Raw genomic sequence first — 13,739 nt, 5'->3', positions numbered from 1 at the left:
CCTGCAGCGCGCACGAAAAGGAGCCCCGGACTAGAGCGACCGGGTCTTGATAAGAAGTGCTGGCATTATGCCGCGAGCGTAGATTTTGTGAAGTGGTTCACAAAATTTTGCTGCACCCTCAGTGCAGCGCGGCGGTGACCTTGTAGGTCATCAGGTTCGGGTCGTCATCCAGCACCATCTGCTGGACCCGCCGTGGCAGGTCGGCCACCACGGCCGTGCAAAAGGCGACCGCCACTGGGTCCGGCGCGTAGCAGCGCAGCAGCCAATCGCCCGGGGCACTGAGCACCTGTTGCGCCACGGCGCGGCCGATGCCCTGGCGACGATAGCGCTTGAGGATGAACAGGTCGGCCAGTTCACTGGCGTCGAAGCCTGGCAACTCGCTGCGCTCGATCAGCACGAAACCGGCGATGAAACCGTCCGCCAGCACCAGGCTGGCGCTCCAGCCTGCGGACTGCCAGTAGCGCTGCAAGTGCTCTTCATGCACGTAGAAACGCCCGTCCACCTCGACATCTTCCTGCTCCCAGTCGGACGATTCGTAGGCATAGAACTGGTAGAGGTTGCGGATCAGTTCGGCCTGGTCGGCGGTGGTCGGGAGTAGTTCGATGGGTAGCATGGGGGCTCGAAAAAAGTGAGGGCCAAGGCGTGTGTTCTGTAAGTATCGCCGCAACGGCCTCAATCTCAACAACATTCCATCTTGAGCAGAGCTCAACAGCGGAAATTGTCAGCAATTTCGCTTTTCCCACGGATAGATCTAAACGTCGCGTATGTTTTCCCGTCGCGTATGGCACGCTAAATTGCACATTCCGGCAAGGAGGCCAGTTCTGCGGCGTGACGCCGAGCCAGTCAAGGAAATGCCATGAGCAAGCCACACGAGTTCCAGCTGTCTTACACCATCAGCCCCAAGAAGCCTTCAAATGAGTCCGACGCGGTCAAGGCGCGCACTCACATGCGCGAGAAGATGGGCTGGAATACCATCAACAATGTTGAAACAACGCTGCTTGGCGACATCAACCTCGCCGCAGGAACCAATGACGAAAAACGTCGCGAAGCCAGCCGGTTAGTGCGCAAGAGCATCAACGATGCGTTCAAAGCGCTCGATGTCGATGGTCGTATCATCTTCAAAAGCAGCCTGATGGTCACCGGCGTCACGCCGGCCATCGAACTGAACATCCCCTGACCCCCACAACTGGCATCAGGCGCCCTGCACCTGATGCCTTTCCCGTCATTTCTCCTGCAACACCGCCCTGCCCTTCACCGCCCGTGGCCCGCGCCACGCCCAGAACAGCAACCCGGGGAACGGTGCATAAACCACGAAGACGATCCACAGCATCTTGCGCTCGGCGCGCCGATCGCTTCCGATGATGTGCCAGATGGCGAAGATCTCCAGCAGGATGACCAAGGCTGCGACAATGATCCAGATCGTTCCGATTTCCATAAGCACTCTCCCGTTGGCATGTACTGGGTTGGGTAACGGCTCGCGGTGAGGGTTCATTCGGATTTCCTGGCTGCACAGCCCACTTGCCTCAACACGACCTCGAACACGACACGCCCACCCTGGCGATTGTCTTTCCCCCGGCCACCCGCCACACTCTCACGGCCAGCCAGGAAGCGGAGTCCAGAGTGCCAACCCCACGTCAGTTCAGTAAGAAGACTAGCACCAGCAACATGCTTCGGCTCAAGTCCGCCGCCGGCAGCCCGCAAGCGCCCTATCGGGTCGATTTCGTGCTGCTCAAGCACTTCTCGATGGCCAGCTTCACCGTGGCCATGGACGTGCTGGTCACCGCCAACCTGCTGCGTGCCGACAGCTTCGCATTCACCCCGCTGTCGCTGGACGGCGACCGGGTGCTGAGCGACCTGGGCCTGGAGCTGGTAGCCACCGAGCTGGCCGCCAGCGAATTGAAGGAACTCGACCTGCTGATCGTCTGCGGTGGCTTGCGCACCCCGCTCAAATACCCCGAACTCGACCGGCTGCTGGATGACTGCGCCGCCCATGGCAAAGCGTTGGGTGGGCTGTGGAACGGTGCCTGGTTCCTTGGCCGCGCCGGGGTGCTGGACGATTATGGCTGCAGCATCCACCCCGAACAGCGCGCCAGCCTGTCCGAGCGCAGCCCGCAAACGCATATCACCCCGGCCAGCTTCACCCTCGACCGCGACCGCCTCAGCGCCGCCAGCCCCAACGGCGCGATGGAGCTGATGCTCGGCCTGGTCCGCCGCCTGTATGGCGACGGCCTGGCCGAAGGTGTTGAAGAGATTCTGTCGTTCTCTGGCGCGCGCTATCGCCAGGTCGGCCCGGGCGCGAAAAAGTCCATGAGCCTGCACCTGCGCACCATCGTCGAATTGATGGAAAACAACCTGGAAGAAACCCTCAGCCTCGATCAGCTGGCTTCCTACAGCGGCCGCTCACGCCGGCAGATCGACCGCCTGTTTCAAGCCCAGTTGGGCACGTCGCCACGTCGCTATTACATGGAGCTGCGCATCACCAAGAGCCGCCGCCTGCTGCAGTACTCCGACCTGTCGGTAATGGAAGTGGCGGTGGCCTGCGGGTTCGTTTCGGTGTCGCACTTCAGCAAGTGCTACGCGGCGTACTTCGGCTACCCGCCGTCGCGCGAGCAACGGCTGGGCGAGTGAGCGGCCGTCAGGCCTTGATGTAGCGCATCACCGCTTCGCAGATAACCGCCTTGTGCCGCAGCTTGATCTGCTCGTCGAGCAGGTCGATCTGGAAGATGTCGCCAAAGGTGTGGCGGTTCGACACCCTATAGAAGCAGAACGAGCTCATCAGCATGTGCAGGTCGATCACCTCGATGCCGGGGCGGAACACGCCCTCCTGCACACCCCGCTCCAGCGTGCGGCCCAGGGCCTGCAGCACCAGGCTGCTCATCTCGCGAATGGCCGGGGTTTTCTTCACGTATTCGCCGTAGTGGATGTTTTCGTTGCAAACCATGCGCACGAAATCGACGTTGCGGTCGTGGTGGTCGAAGGTGAAATCGGTCAGGCGCTGGATCGCCTGCTCGGCCGGCAGCGACTCCAGGTCCAGGCGATGTTCGGTCTCGCGGATGTCACCGTACAGCTTGACCAGGCACTCGACGTACAGCTGCTCCTTGCTGCCGAAGTAGTAATAGATCATGCGCTTGGAGGTAGCCGTGCGCTCGGCGATGGCATCCACCCGCGCCCCGGCCAGGCCCTGCTGGACGAACTCGTTGATGGCGGCCTGGAGGATGTCCTCGCGGGTTTTCTCGGGGTTGTTCTTGCGCGACTTGCGTGTCCCTTCGGTCTCGGGCTGGCCGAGGGGGGCTACGGGGTGGCTCATGGCTGCTCACGGGGTGTTTATTGGGATTTGCCAGGGATTATCCGTGAGGTGGGCGGCGCAGGGAAGCGCGCTGTTGGTCGAGTGGTCAGGATTGGGGATGGCCCATGGCACCGGTTTGAACTTATCGGTAGGTGCTGAGCCCTAATCCTGCGATAGGCCCACAGCTAAATCACAGGAAGGTTTCCAACCATGAAGCGTGAACAGATCGAAGGAATTGTAGAAAAGGCTGCAGGCAAGGCACAGAGTGCAGCAGGGCAGTTGCTCGAAGACCCGTCCCTGGAAGCCAAGGGTGATGCGCGGCAGGCGTCGGGCCAGCTTACGAAGAGCTATGGTGATGCGGTGAACACTGTATCCACGTTCGTGAAGGAGAAGCCACTCACTGCGCTGGCAGTGGGCGCAGGTATTGTGCTGGTGCTGAATCGCCTGCTCCGTCGCTGACGCACCACCCCGTGGGAGCGGCTTCAGCCGCGAACACCGGCGAAGCCGGTGCCATTCACCGCGTCGCTCGCTTCGCGGCTGAAGCCGCTCCCACTGGGGTCATACTGGTTTCAAGATAGGTAGCTCGACTACAACACTGGCTTGCGCACCGCCCCGCTCCGCCGCTTGGCCATCGCCGCCAAGCGCACTGCAACGTTCGCCGCACCATATCCGGCATAACCACCTTTGCGCTGGATGATCTCGAAGAAAAAGCGATCCTCGAACGACTCGGTATACACGTGGAATAGCTCGCCACCCTGGGCATCACGGTCATACAGCACGTTGTAATACGCCAACTCGCTGAGAAACTCGTCATCGAAATCGAAGCGCGCTGCCAGGTCGTCGTAGTAGTTCAGCGGGATCTCCAGCAACGGCACACCCGCTTCCTTGGCCCGCGCCACCTCCTTGAAGATATCCGCGCAATCGAAGGCGATGTGGTGCACGCCCGAGCCGCGATAGCTGGACAGCGCATGGGCAATCGCGGTGTTGCGGTTTTCCGAAATGTTCAGCGGCAAACGCAGGCTGCCGCACTGGCTACGCAGAGCGCGGCTTTTTACCAGGCCATAGGGGTCGGGCAGCACCACTTCATCATCGGCGGCAAAGTCGAACAGGCTCTTGTAGAACAGCACCCAGCTGTCCAGCGACTCGGCTGGGAGGGCCAGGGCCATGTGGTCGATGCGCTGCAGGCCGCCGGTGGCAGTAGCGGCCGAATCCAGCCGGAAATCGGTGTCGTACAGCGACGGGCCTTCCTTGCCCTGCTCCACCAGGTAGATCAGGCTGCCGTCCGGGGCGCGCACGGCGGGCACTTCGCATTCGTTCGGGCCGACCAGGCCACGGAATGGCTGGCCGCGAAAATCGGTGGCGCGCTGCAGCGCGGCGTGTTCGTCCTTGACCCGCAACGCTGTGGCGCACAGCGACGGCCCGTGGGCCTCGAAGAAGTTGTGGCCGAAGGAATACGGCTCTGCATTGAGCACGATGTTGATGTCGTTCTGGCGCAGCAGGCGCACGTCCTTGCTGCGGTGCTTGCCAGCTTCGGCGAAGCCCAGGCGCTTGAGCCAGCCGCCCAGGCGCGCGCCGACGGCTTCGTCGACGGCAAATTCGAGGAACTCCACACCCTTATAGGTACTGGCGGCGGGCGGCGCGAACAGCACGCCTGCCTCGATGGCGGTGCCTTCCTGCTGCAGGCGCAGACGGGTCTGTTCTTCGAGGTACAGCAGCGAACGCAGGCCATCGGCAGCGTTCTGCCGGGGCGGCGCGGCGCGGAAGCCATCGTTGAAGATTTCCAGCGACAGCGGGCCGCGATATCCGGTGGCAAGGATTGGCGCGAGGAAGCCGGCCAAGTCCATTTCGCCCTGGCCCGGGAAGCAGCGGAAGTGACGGCTCCACTCCAGCACGTCCATGGCCAGGATCGGCGCGTCGGCCATCTGTACGAAGAAGATCTTGTCGCCGGGGATGTCACGGATCGCGGCCGGGTCGCCCTTGAGCGACAGGGTGTGGAAGCTGTCGAGGATCACCCCCAGCGCCGGATGGTCGGCCTGGCGCACCAGGTTCCAGACTTGCTGGTAGGTGTTGACGTGGCGGCCCCAGGCCAGGGCTTCGTAGCCGATGCGCAGGTCGCGTTTACCGGCGTGCTCGGCGAGCAGGCGCAGGTCGTCCACCAGTAACTGTTCTTCACCCAGCGCGTCGGCCTGCACGTTGCTGCACACCAGCACCAGGTCGGTGCCCAGCTCTTGCATCAAGTCGAACTTGCGTTCGGCGCGGTCGATGTTTTTCTGCAGGCGGTCACGGCGGCAGCCTTCAAAATCGCGGAACGGCTGGAACAGGGTGATGGCGATGCCGAGGTCGGCGCATATCTGCCGTACTTCGCGCGGGCTGCCGGCGTAGTAGAGCAAGTCATTCTCGAAGATCTCGACGCCGTCGAAACCGGCGGCGGCGATGGCTTCGAGCTTTTCCGGCAGGGTGCCGCTCAAGGACACGGTGGCTATCGAACGCTGCATGGTGGAGTTCCTTGTTATTGGAAATGACAACAAACCGAACCTCGACGGGTTCCTGGCACGATCGATTATTCGCAGGTAAAGTCGCGGCAGCAATCACTTTGTACGGAACGGTTAGTTTTGCGTTCGATTACCGCACAAAACCCGTTTAGGCGAATTGATTCACTGCCACCGCTGAACAACCATGTGATCGCACGCAGGCACTTCGACAGCCACCCAGCGCAGCAAATACTCCCGATAGCGATCGCACTCCCAGCGCCTGCCTCCAGGCAACGCCAACTGTGCGGTCACCAACAAAAACAACGGAGACAACAATGGCCAACTCTAGCTCTCAAGCCAAGAAAGCGACCGCCAGCGGTTGGATAGGCTCAGCACTCGAGTACTACGACTTTTTCATCTATGCCCAGGCTGCGGCGCTGATTTTCCCGCAGATCTTCTTCCCCAACACCGACCCGAAAATGGCCATCATCGCCTCGCTGGCCACCTACGGCGTGGGCTACCTGGCCCGCCCGGTCGGCGCTTTCGTGCTCGGCCACTGGGGTGACACCCGTGGGCGCAAGAACGTGCTGCTGCTGTGCATGTTCCTGATGGGCCTGTCGACCATGGCCGTCGGCCTGCTGCCGACCTACCACGACATCGGCCTGCTCGCACCGGCGTTGTTGGTCGTGCTGCGCCTGGTTCAAGGCTTCGCGGTGGCCGGTGAAATTTCCGGCGCCAGTTCGATGATCATGGAGCACGCGCCGTTCGGCCGGCGCGGCTATTACGCCAGCTTCACCTTGCAGGGCGTGCAGGCCGGCCAGGTGCTGGCGGCAGCGGTGTTCCTGCCACTGGCCTACTTCATGCCGAGCGAAGCGTTCAACGACTGGGGCTGGCGTATTCCGTTCCTGATGAGTGCGGTGGTACTGATCGCAGGCTTCATCATCCGTAAGGAAGTGCACGAAACCCCGGCGTTCGTGAAGGAAGAAAAGCAGGACAAGGTAGCCAAGTCGCCGATCAGCGAAGCTTTCCGCCACAGCTGGAAGCACATGGTGCTGGTGATGTTCATGGCCCTGATGAACGTGATCCCGGTGGTCGCGACCATCTTCGGCGCAGCCTACGCGGTGCAGCCGGCCTATGGCATCGGCTTCGACAAGAGCGTGTACCTGTGGATCCCGGTGGTGGGCAATATCGTCGCCGTGCTGGTGATTCCCTTCGTCGGCAGTCTCTCCGACAAGTTCGGCCGTCGCCCGACCATGATCGCCGGTTGCCTAGGCTCGGGCCTGCTCGCATTCGTCTACCTGTACGCGATCAGCATCCAGAACGTGCCGCTGGCCTTTGCCGCTTCGATCGTCATGTGGGGCATGGTCTACCAGGGTTACAACGCTGTGTTCCCAAGCTTTTACCCAGAGCTGTTCCACACCCGCTACCGCGTCTCGGCCATGGCCATCGCGCAGAACATCGGCACCATGCTGACCGCCATGCTGCCGGCGCTGTTCGCCCTGGTGGCGCCACCAGGTTCGGATAACATTCCGCTGGTGGTGGGTGGCCTGGCGTTCTTCATCACCTGCGTGTGTGCACTGGCGGCCTATATCGCGCCGGAGACCCATCGCTTGGCGATGGAAGACCTGGGTAATCCGCAGGCCAAGCCGATGGGGAAAGAAGCCTTTGAAGCGAGCCGCAAGGGGAGCTTTCAGGCGGTGAGCAACTGATAGATCGCCTGGGGCCGCACAGCGGCCCCAACGATGTCAGCCTTTGATCACGTTCTGCAGCCGCAGCCAGAGCTTCTCGACATGCTCACGCTCGGTAGGCAACGCCCCCACCGACACCCGCACCATCCACCGACCGTTCAAGGTCGCCGGGGTTACATAAGCATCGCCTGAAGCATTGAGCCGCTCGGCCCAAGCCTTGGTATGCACATCCAACGCCTCCCCCGCCAACCCTGCTGGCCGGTGCTGAATACACAGCGTCTGCAGCTGGACCGGCGCCAACAATTCCCACTCGGCAGCCGCCGCCACCTGCTCGCCCAACCAACGGGCATTATCCAGGTCACGACGCAAGCGCTGCTGCAACGCCTCAACCCCTTCGCTACGCAACATGAACCACAGTTTCAACGCACGGAAGCGGCGGCCCAGCGGAATACCCCAGTCGCGCAGGTTCTTCACCTCGCCGTCCACCGCCGATTGCAGGTAGCTCGGGTTGGTGCTCATCACCCTGATCAGGTGCTGCGGGTCGCGTACGTAGTAGATCGAGCAGTCGAAGGCCACGCCCAACCATTTGTGCGCATTCACCACCACCGAATCGGCCAATTCGATGCCGTCCCACATCCAGCGACACTCGGGCAGGATCATCGCCGAACCGGCCATGGCCGAGTCGACGTGCAGCCACAAACCCTGAGCCTGGGCGATTTCACCGATCGGGCGCAGCGGGTCCAGCGCTGTAGTGGTGGTGGTGCCGGTGGTGGCGACCACCGCGCAAGGCTGGTTGCCGGCGGCAAGGTCCTGTTCGATGGCGGCCTGCAGGGCATCGGGGCGCATGGCGAACTGTTCGTCGGTGGCGATCAGGCGGATGTTGGCGCGGCCGAAACCGGCCAGCAGCGCGGCCTTGTCCACCGAGCTGTGGGCGTGGGCGCTGACATAGACGATGAGGGGTTTTGCCTCAGCCTGCAGGCCGCCTCGCACCAATGCGTAGTCGCTGGTGCGTTCACGGGCGCTGATCAGCGCGACCAGGGTGCTGGTCGAGGCGGTGTCCTGGATCACCCCGCTCCACTGCGCCGACAGGCCCAGCAGTTGGCGCAGCCAGTCGAGGGTGGTTTCCTCCAGCTCACTCAGTGCCGGGCTCGATTGCCACGACAGGCCAAGCACGCCAAGGCCCGTGCTGAGGAAGTCGCCGAGCACCGACGACAAAGTGCCGTTGGACGGGAAATAGCCGTAGAAGTCCGGGTGCTGCCAGTGCGACAGGCCGGGCATGACCAGTTTGTTGACGTCGTCGAGAATCGCCTCGAACGGCTCGCCCTGCTGCGGCGCCCCCGTCGGCAAGGCAGCTTTGAGATAACCGGGCTCGACCTGGGCCATGACCGGGCGCTCGCCGACGGTCTGGCGGTAGTCGGCGATCAGGTCGATCAGTTGGTGGCCGTACTGGCGAAATTGTTCGGGGGTCACGCGCGGTCTCCTGTGGGCGGGCTGGTGCCGACAGTCTAGGCGCCTGCTACCCGCCGAATAACCCCGCTTCGCGCATACCTGCTATGGCAAACCCGCATGCCCACCCTGCACACCGAACTGCGATTGGCGCCACAGCTCGAACACCCGGTTGCGCAACCAGCGGTGCTCGGCCGACGCCTGCAGGCGCTGGTGCCACACCACCCAGTAGCGCTGGGTATGCTCGACAAAGCCCAAAGGCCGCCAGGCCAGGTCATGCAGGCGGCACAGCTGGCGGGCGATATGCTCGGGTACGGTGGCCAGCGCCTGGCTGTTGGCGATCACCTGCACGGTGGCCGAGAAAAACGGCACCTCCAGGCTAACCCGCCGCTGCAGGCCCTGGGCGCGCAGGTGGCGGTCGATGAAGCTGTCCTTGTCGCCGCCACCGGAAATGCGCACGTGCTTGAAGGCCAGGTAATCGTCCTGGCTCAGTACGTCGTAGGCCGCGAGCGGATGTTCCCGGCGCATCAGGCACACCGCCCGGTCTTCGCCAAGCAGGCGCCCGTGCAGGTTGGGCGGCGACTCGTCGAACAGCGTGGTGGCCAGGTCAATCTCGCCGCTGGCGAGCAAGGCGTACTGGCCGGCCTGCCAGGTGCGGTATTCGATGCATACGCCCGGGGCTTCCTGCTCCAGCGCGGCCACCAGCAGCGGCAGCATGTGCTCGGCGACGTAGTCGGAAGCGGCCAGGCAGAAACGCCGTTCGCAGCGGGCTGGGTCGAAGGCGGCGGGTTGGCGCAGGGCCTGGAGTTCTTCGAGCACCTGGCGCAGGGGTTCGACCAGGGCTTCGGCGTATTCGCTGAGCACGTAACCACGGCCCTGGCGCACCAGCAGTGGGTCGTCGAAGGCTTCGCGCAGGTGGGCCAGCTGACGGCTCAGGGCCGACTGGCTGACGCCCAGGCGTTCGGCGGCGTGGCTGAGGTTTTTCAGCTGCAGGAGGCAGTCGAGGGTGCGCAGGTGGGCGAGGCTGAGGGAGGCGAAGGTTGGGTTCATGCAGGCGCCCCTTTGTTGCATTGACTCGCCCGATCGCCGGCAAGCAGGCTCCCACAGGAACAGCTGTGCAGTATCTGTGGGAGCGGCTTCAGCCGCGAAGCGAGCGACGCGGTGGGTGGCACCGGCTCCGCCGGTGTTCGCGGCTGAAGCCGCTCCCACGGGTTAGGGCTTGATTAGGCGGTCAGACCCACGTAGACGTTCTGCACGTCATCGTTCTCGTCAATCGCTTCGAGGAAGGCTTCCACCTCAGCCAGCGCTTCAGCACTCAGGCTCGCCGCGCTCACCGGGTTTTTCGGGGTGTAGCCGATCTTCGCCGAAGTCACGGTGAAACCTTGCTCCGGCAGTGCCTTCTGCACAGCATCCAGGTCAGTAGTGTCGGTAATGAACAGCGTCGAGCCCTCTTCTTCACCTTCATCGAAATCCTGCGCACCGGCTTCGATGGCGGCCATTTCCGGGTCTGCGTCATCGCTGGCAGGAGTGGCTTCGATCAGGCCGACATGGTTGAAGTCCCAGGCCACCGAACCGCTGGCACCCAGCTGGCCCTTGCGGAACAGCACGCGGATCTGCGCGACGGTGCGGTTGACGTTATCGGTCAGGCACTCGACGATCAGCGGCACCTGGTGTGGTGCGAAACCTTCGTAGCTCACCGCGTGATACTGCACGGCATCGCCGTCCAGGCCGGCACCCTTGCGGATCGCCCGGTCCAGGGTCTCGCGGGTCATCGAGGCCTTTTTGGCCTGAACGATGGCCAGGCGCAGGCGCGGGTTCATGTCGGGGTCGGCGCCCGATTTTGCCGCGATCTGGATTTCCTTTGACAGCTTGCCCATGATCTTGCCCTTGGCATTGGCAGCTGTTTCTCTATGCTTGGCTTTCCACTGTGCGCCCATGTCGACTCTCTTGTTTCAACGGCCAGTTCAGGAAGCGACCGGCCAAAAGTGGGAGCAGTTTATACGCCCTCGCGCCTGTGATCGACAACAAATCTCACGCCTTGTCGGCCTTACCCGCCGCCGCCGCGAAGCGCGCCAGGCGCACGTCCAGGTGGCGTGGCCGCAGACCGCGGTCTTCGGCCCGCTCCTTGCGGCGGATGGCATTGCGCACCATTAGCGAGCCCAGGTAGCGAATCGGCTCCGGCGGGAACAGGCCCAGCGGGCCTTTGACCAGTGGCGAGCGGGTCCACGGGTTGTCCAGCCCCAGCGCCAGCGACGAGAGGATCTGCCCGCCCATGTGGCACGGCCCTACCCCGCTTCCGGAATAGCCAAAGCCGTAGAACACGTTGCCCTGCCCATCCAGCCGGCCAAAGAACGGCAGCCCGGTCACCGAGCGGTCCGACGGGCCGTTCCAGCTGGCGGCTAGCGGCACCTCGGCCAGCGCCGGGAAGAATTCGCCCAGGGTTTCGCCCAGCAACGGCCGGTACGGCGACGGTTGGTCGAACACCGGCAGCATGCGCCCGCCATAGGCGAAGGTGTTGCCGCCCTTGCCCAGCATCAGGCGGCCGTCGGAGGTGTTGTGGTAGTAGTGCACGAAGATGCGCGAGTCGAGCACGCTGATGCCGTTGTTCAGGCCGATCTCGCGCAGCAATTCTGGGCACGGCTCGGTGATGACCATGTCGCTGGAGACGATCGCCACGCTGCGCTCGAACTGCGGGAAGGCGCGCGCCATCCAGGCATTCAGGCCAAGCACCACGCGGTCGGCGCGCACCGTGCCACAGGCCGTGCGCACCTGCGCCGGGGCGCCGTGTTCCAGGCCGGTCATGGCCGTGCCTTCATGAATGCGCACACCACGCTGCAAGGCCACCCGGCGCAAGCCGCGCACCAGGCGGCCCGGCTGCACGGTGGCGGCGGCTGGCGAGAACCAGCCCTCCAGATGCCGAGCGGAACCTGCCAGGCGTTGCACATCATCGAGTGCCAGGCGCTCGAACGAATTGATGCCCCGCTGCTCCAGCGCCGCGATCACTGCATCCGTGGCGCCGACCTGGGCCTGGTTGGTGGCCGTGTACAACGTACCGTCCAGGCGATAGTCGCAGTCGATGCCATTGGCGGCGCAGAAATCGCCAATCGCGCCGATGCTGCGCTCCGACTCGCGCACCAGGCGCACCGCTTCGGCCGCGCCGAACAAGCGTTCGAGGGTGAAATACTTGGCCGACCAGGACAGCGCGCAACCGCCGTTGCGGCCACTGGCACCCGCGCCGCAGATATCCGCCTCGATCAGCAGCACGTCCAGCGCCGGCACCGTCTCTTTGAGCATCAGTGCGGTCCAAAGGCCCGTGTAGCCACCGCCGACGATGCACACGTCGCAACGGGCATCGCCCTGCAGCGGCGGGCACACCGCCTCCTGTTCCGAATCCAGGGCCTGTTGCAGCCAGAAGGGTCTCATTCGCTCGCTTTCCTTTAGGTACGCAGTGGCTTGATCGCCATGCTGGTATTGGGTGCCACGTCATTGGCCAGGGGCACGCTGGCCGGGCGGCTGTTCCAGTGCGGCAGCAGCACCAGGGCCGAGAACAGCGCGCAGCCGGCGAACACGATGAACACCGTGACGCTGTCGAAGTAGCCGGGAAGCAAGCCGCCGAGCACCGCGCCCACCGAGCCGCAACCGTTGACGAAGCCGGCCGCCGTGGCACCGGCCTTGGCGGTGCCGAAGTCGATGGCCGCCGCGCCGCTGATCATCGAGTCCGGCCCGTAGAGGGTCAGGCCCATGACGAACAGCAGGCCCACCACCATGACGATGCTGCCGCTGTGCATGGCGGCCATGAACAGTGCCAGGGTCACGGTCAAAAGCAGCAGGCTGATTACGCAGGCGGGCATGCGCCGGGCACCGAACAGCTTGTCCGAGGCCAGGCCGATGATGATCGGGCCGAGCAGGCCAGCCAGCTCGAACGCCGTGGGGATGATCGCCGCGCCGACCTTGCCCACCGAGGGCATCTGCTCGAAGACGATCACCGGGCCCCATAGCAGGATAGCGTAGCGTGCCGGCTTGAGCAGGAAGTACGCCAGGCCCAGGGTCAGCACCGTGCGATTGCGCAGTATTTCGCGCAGCGGCGCCCAGATGCTGCACAGATTGCCGGCGGGCGCCATGCTCTGCGGCTCGGGCTCGACCGCTGGCAGGCCAACGTCCTCGGGCTTGTTGCGCTGCAGGAAGAAAAACAGCACCGCCACCGCGGCCACCACTGCGGCGCTGGAGAAGAACGCCGCGTGCCAGGTACCGACCAGGGTGTAGGCCCACCAGCCGGCGAACGGCGAGGCAACCAGGCCGCCGAAGGCATAGCACGAACTCCACAGCCCCAGCACTCGCCCCCGCTGCGAAGCCGGGAAGAAGCTGCCGATGTTCTTGCACAGCCCGGCCCAGCCGGTGGACTGCGCCAGGCCCTGGATCAGCATGCAGGTGGCGAAGATCGGGAAGGTCGCGTAGCTGCCCATCACCACCGCCGCCGCGGCTGAAATCAGCAAGCCGCCGAGTACCACCACGCGCGGGCCGAAACGGTCGGCCAGCATGCCCCAGGTGAACTGGCCCACGGCATACGCCGCCAGGTAGATGGCGTCGAGGTTGGCCATCGCGGCCTTGTCGAGCATGAATGTCGGGTCTTCACCGATGCCGAGCTTGGCCACCGAGAAGGCCTTGCGGGTGAAGTAGAAGGCGGCGTAAGCCAGCCAGGTAATGGCGAAAATCTGGATACGCCAGCGTTTGAACGCGGCTAGGGATTGGTTCATGTTGATTCTGACCTCTTGCTCAAGTGTGCCGGCAGATTGTTAAAAAACGCCTGTCTTGTTGTTGTGTTGCGCACTGCATGACGTGGGCACGTCA

Annotated in this window: 13 protein-coding genes; 4 read left to right on the top strand and 9 right to left on the bottom strand. The window is 63.7% G+C overall.

Annotated features, from left to right (window positions below):
• Positions 1-118: 118 nt before the first annotated feature.
• Complete coding sequence (locus ACIQUF_RS01640; protein WP_403127385.1) at positions 119-613, bottom strand: GNAT family N-acetyltransferase; 495 nt, start codon at positions 611-613, stop codon at positions 119-121.
• Between the two features lie 243 nt (positions 614-856).
• Between ACIQUF_RS01640 and ACIQUF_RS01635 the strand changes: the two genes are divergently transcribed.
• A complete protein-coding gene (locus ACIQUF_RS01635; protein ID WP_403127382.1) occupies positions 857-1,177 on the top strand; it encodes a hypothetical protein in 321 nt (106 codons plus the stop codon).
• Positions 1,178-1,222: 45 nt separating this feature from the next.
• Here ACIQUF_RS01635 and ACIQUF_RS01630 read toward each other — a convergent pair whose 3' ends face one another.
• On the bottom strand, positions 1,223-1,435 hold the full coding sequence (locus ACIQUF_RS01630; protein WP_079227615.1) for a PLDc N-terminal domain-containing protein: 213 nt from the start codon (positions 1,433-1,435) through the stop codon (positions 1,223-1,225).
• A 185-nt stretch (positions 1,436-1,620) separates the two neighbouring features.
• Here ACIQUF_RS01630 and ACIQUF_RS01625 point away from each other — a divergent pair, with 185 nt between their 5' ends.
• Positions 1,621-2,628, top strand: coding sequence for a GlxA family transcriptional regulator (locus ACIQUF_RS01625; RefSeq protein ID WP_403127379.1), 1,008 nt, complete (start codon positions 1,621-1,623; stop codon positions 2,626-2,628).
• Between the two features lie 7 nt (positions 2,629-2,635).
• Here the strand turns inward: ACIQUF_RS01625 and ACIQUF_RS01620 are convergent, their stop codons facing one another.
• Complete coding sequence (locus ACIQUF_RS01620) at positions 2,636-3,307, bottom strand: TetR/AcrR family transcriptional regulator (RefSeq protein ID WP_403127376.1); 672 nt, start codon at positions 3,305-3,307, stop codon at positions 2,636-2,638.
• Positions 3,308-3,496: 189 nt separating this feature from the next.
• Here ACIQUF_RS01620 and ACIQUF_RS01615 point away from each other — a divergent pair, with 189 nt between their 5' ends.
• A complete protein-coding gene (locus ACIQUF_RS01615) occupies positions 3,497-3,745 on the top strand; it encodes a CsbD family protein (protein ID WP_403127373.1) in 249 nt (82 codons plus the stop codon).
• 128 nt (positions 3,746-3,873) lie between these two features.
• Here the strand turns inward: ACIQUF_RS01615 and quiC are convergent, their stop codons facing one another.
• Positions 3,874-5,781, bottom strand: coding sequence for a 3-dehydroshikimate dehydratase QuiC (gene quiC / locus ACIQUF_RS01610; RefSeq protein WP_403127370.1), 1,908 nt, complete (start codon positions 5,779-5,781; stop codon positions 3,874-3,876).
• Positions 5,782-6,092: 311 nt separating this feature from the next.
• Here quiC and ACIQUF_RS01605 point away from each other — a divergent pair, with 311 nt between their 5' ends.
• Complete coding sequence (locus ACIQUF_RS01605) at positions 6,093-7,466, top strand: MFS transporter (protein WP_403127367.1); 1,374 nt, start codon at positions 6,093-6,095, stop codon at positions 7,464-7,466.
• A gap of 36 nt (positions 7,467-7,502) precedes the next feature.
• Here the strand turns inward: ACIQUF_RS01605 and ACIQUF_RS01600 are convergent, their stop codons facing one another.
• From ACIQUF_RS01600 to ACIQUF_RS01580, 5 genes are all read right to left on the bottom strand, one after another.
• The gene (locus ACIQUF_RS01600) at positions 7,503-8,915 is read right to left on the bottom strand and encodes a DOPA decarboxylase (protein WP_403127364.1); all 1,413 of its coding nucleotides are present in this window, start codon (positions 8,913-8,915) and stop codon (positions 7,503-7,505) included.
• A gap of 81 nt (positions 8,916-8,996) precedes the next feature.
• The gene (locus ACIQUF_RS01595; RefSeq protein ID WP_403127360.1) at positions 8,997-9,941 is read right to left on the bottom strand and encodes a LysR family transcriptional regulator; all 945 of its coding nucleotides are present in this window, start codon (positions 9,939-9,941) and stop codon (positions 8,997-8,999) included.
• Positions 9,942-10,114: 173 nt separating this feature from the next.
• The gene (locus ACIQUF_RS01590) at positions 10,115-10,828 is read right to left on the bottom strand and encodes a YebC/PmpR family DNA-binding transcriptional regulator (protein ID WP_403127357.1); all 714 of its coding nucleotides are present in this window, start codon (positions 10,826-10,828) and stop codon (positions 10,115-10,117) included.
• Positions 10,829-10,922: 94 nt separating this feature from the next.
• Positions 10,923-12,314: an FAD-dependent oxidoreductase gene (locus ACIQUF_RS01585; protein WP_403127354.1), complete on the bottom strand. Its 1,392-nt coding sequence runs from the start codon at positions 12,312-12,314 to the stop codon at positions 10,923-10,925.
• Positions 12,315-12,328: 14 nt separating this feature from the next.
• Positions 12,329-13,645 (bottom strand): MFS transporter, encoded by a 1,317-nt coding sequence (locus ACIQUF_RS01580; protein WP_403127351.1) that lies wholly within the window; start codon positions 13,643-13,645, stop codon positions 12,329-12,331.
• Between the last annotated feature and the right edge of the window lie 94 nt (positions 13,646-13,739).

The organism is Pseudomonas sp. NPDC090233 (genome assembly GCF_044772285.1).
Classification (GTDB): domain Bacteria; phylum Pseudomonadota; class Gammaproteobacteria; order Pseudomonadales; family Pseudomonadaceae; genus Aquipseudomonas.
Note: the sequence above shows the minus strand (reverse complement) of the source record. Positions and strands in the feature narration are given on the sequence as shown.

Bases quoted from the DNA above. Each gene is read 5' to 3' on its own strand.
- ACIQUF_RS01640 (WP_403127385.1), bottom strand. From the start codon at position 613: ATGCTACCCATCGAACTACTCCCGACCACCGCCGACCAGGCCGAACTG.
- ACIQUF_RS01635 (WP_403127382.1), top strand. From the start codon at position 857: ATGAGCAAGCCACACGAGTTCCAGCTGTCTTACACCATCAGCCCCAAG.
- ACIQUF_RS01630 (WP_079227615.1), bottom strand. From the start codon at position 1,435: ATGGAAATCGGAACGATCTGGATCATTGTCGCAGCCTTGGTCATCCTG.
- ACIQUF_RS01620 (WP_403127376.1), bottom strand. From the start codon at position 3,307: ATGAGCCACCCCGTAGCCCCCCTCGGCCAGCCCGAGACCGAAGGGACA.
- ACIQUF_RS01615 (WP_403127373.1), top strand. From the start codon at position 3,497: ATGAAGCGTGAACAGATCGAAGGAATTGTAGAAAAGGCTGCAGGCAAG.
- quiC (WP_403127370.1), bottom strand. From the start codon at position 5,781: ATGCAGCGTTCGATAGCCACCGTGTCCTTGAGCGGCACCCTGCCGGAA.
- ACIQUF_RS01605 (WP_403127367.1), top strand. From the start codon at position 6,093: ATGGCCAACTCTAGCTCTCAAGCCAAGAAAGCGACCGCCAGCGGTTGG.
- ACIQUF_RS01595 (WP_403127360.1), bottom strand. From the start codon at position 9,941: ATGAACCCAACCTTCGCCTCCCTCAGCCTCGCCCACCTGCGCACCCTC.
- ACIQUF_RS01590 (WP_403127357.1), bottom strand. From the start codon at position 10,828: ATGGGCGCACAGTGGAAAGCCAAGCATAGAGAAACAGCTGCCAATGCC.
- ACIQUF_RS01585 (WP_403127354.1), bottom strand. From the start codon at position 12,314: ATGAGACCCTTCTGGCTGCAACAGGCCCTGGATTCGGAACAGGAGGCG.
- ACIQUF_RS01580 (WP_403127351.1), bottom strand. From the start codon at position 13,645: ATGAACCAATCCCTAGCCGCGTTCAAACGCTGGCGTATCCAGATTTTC.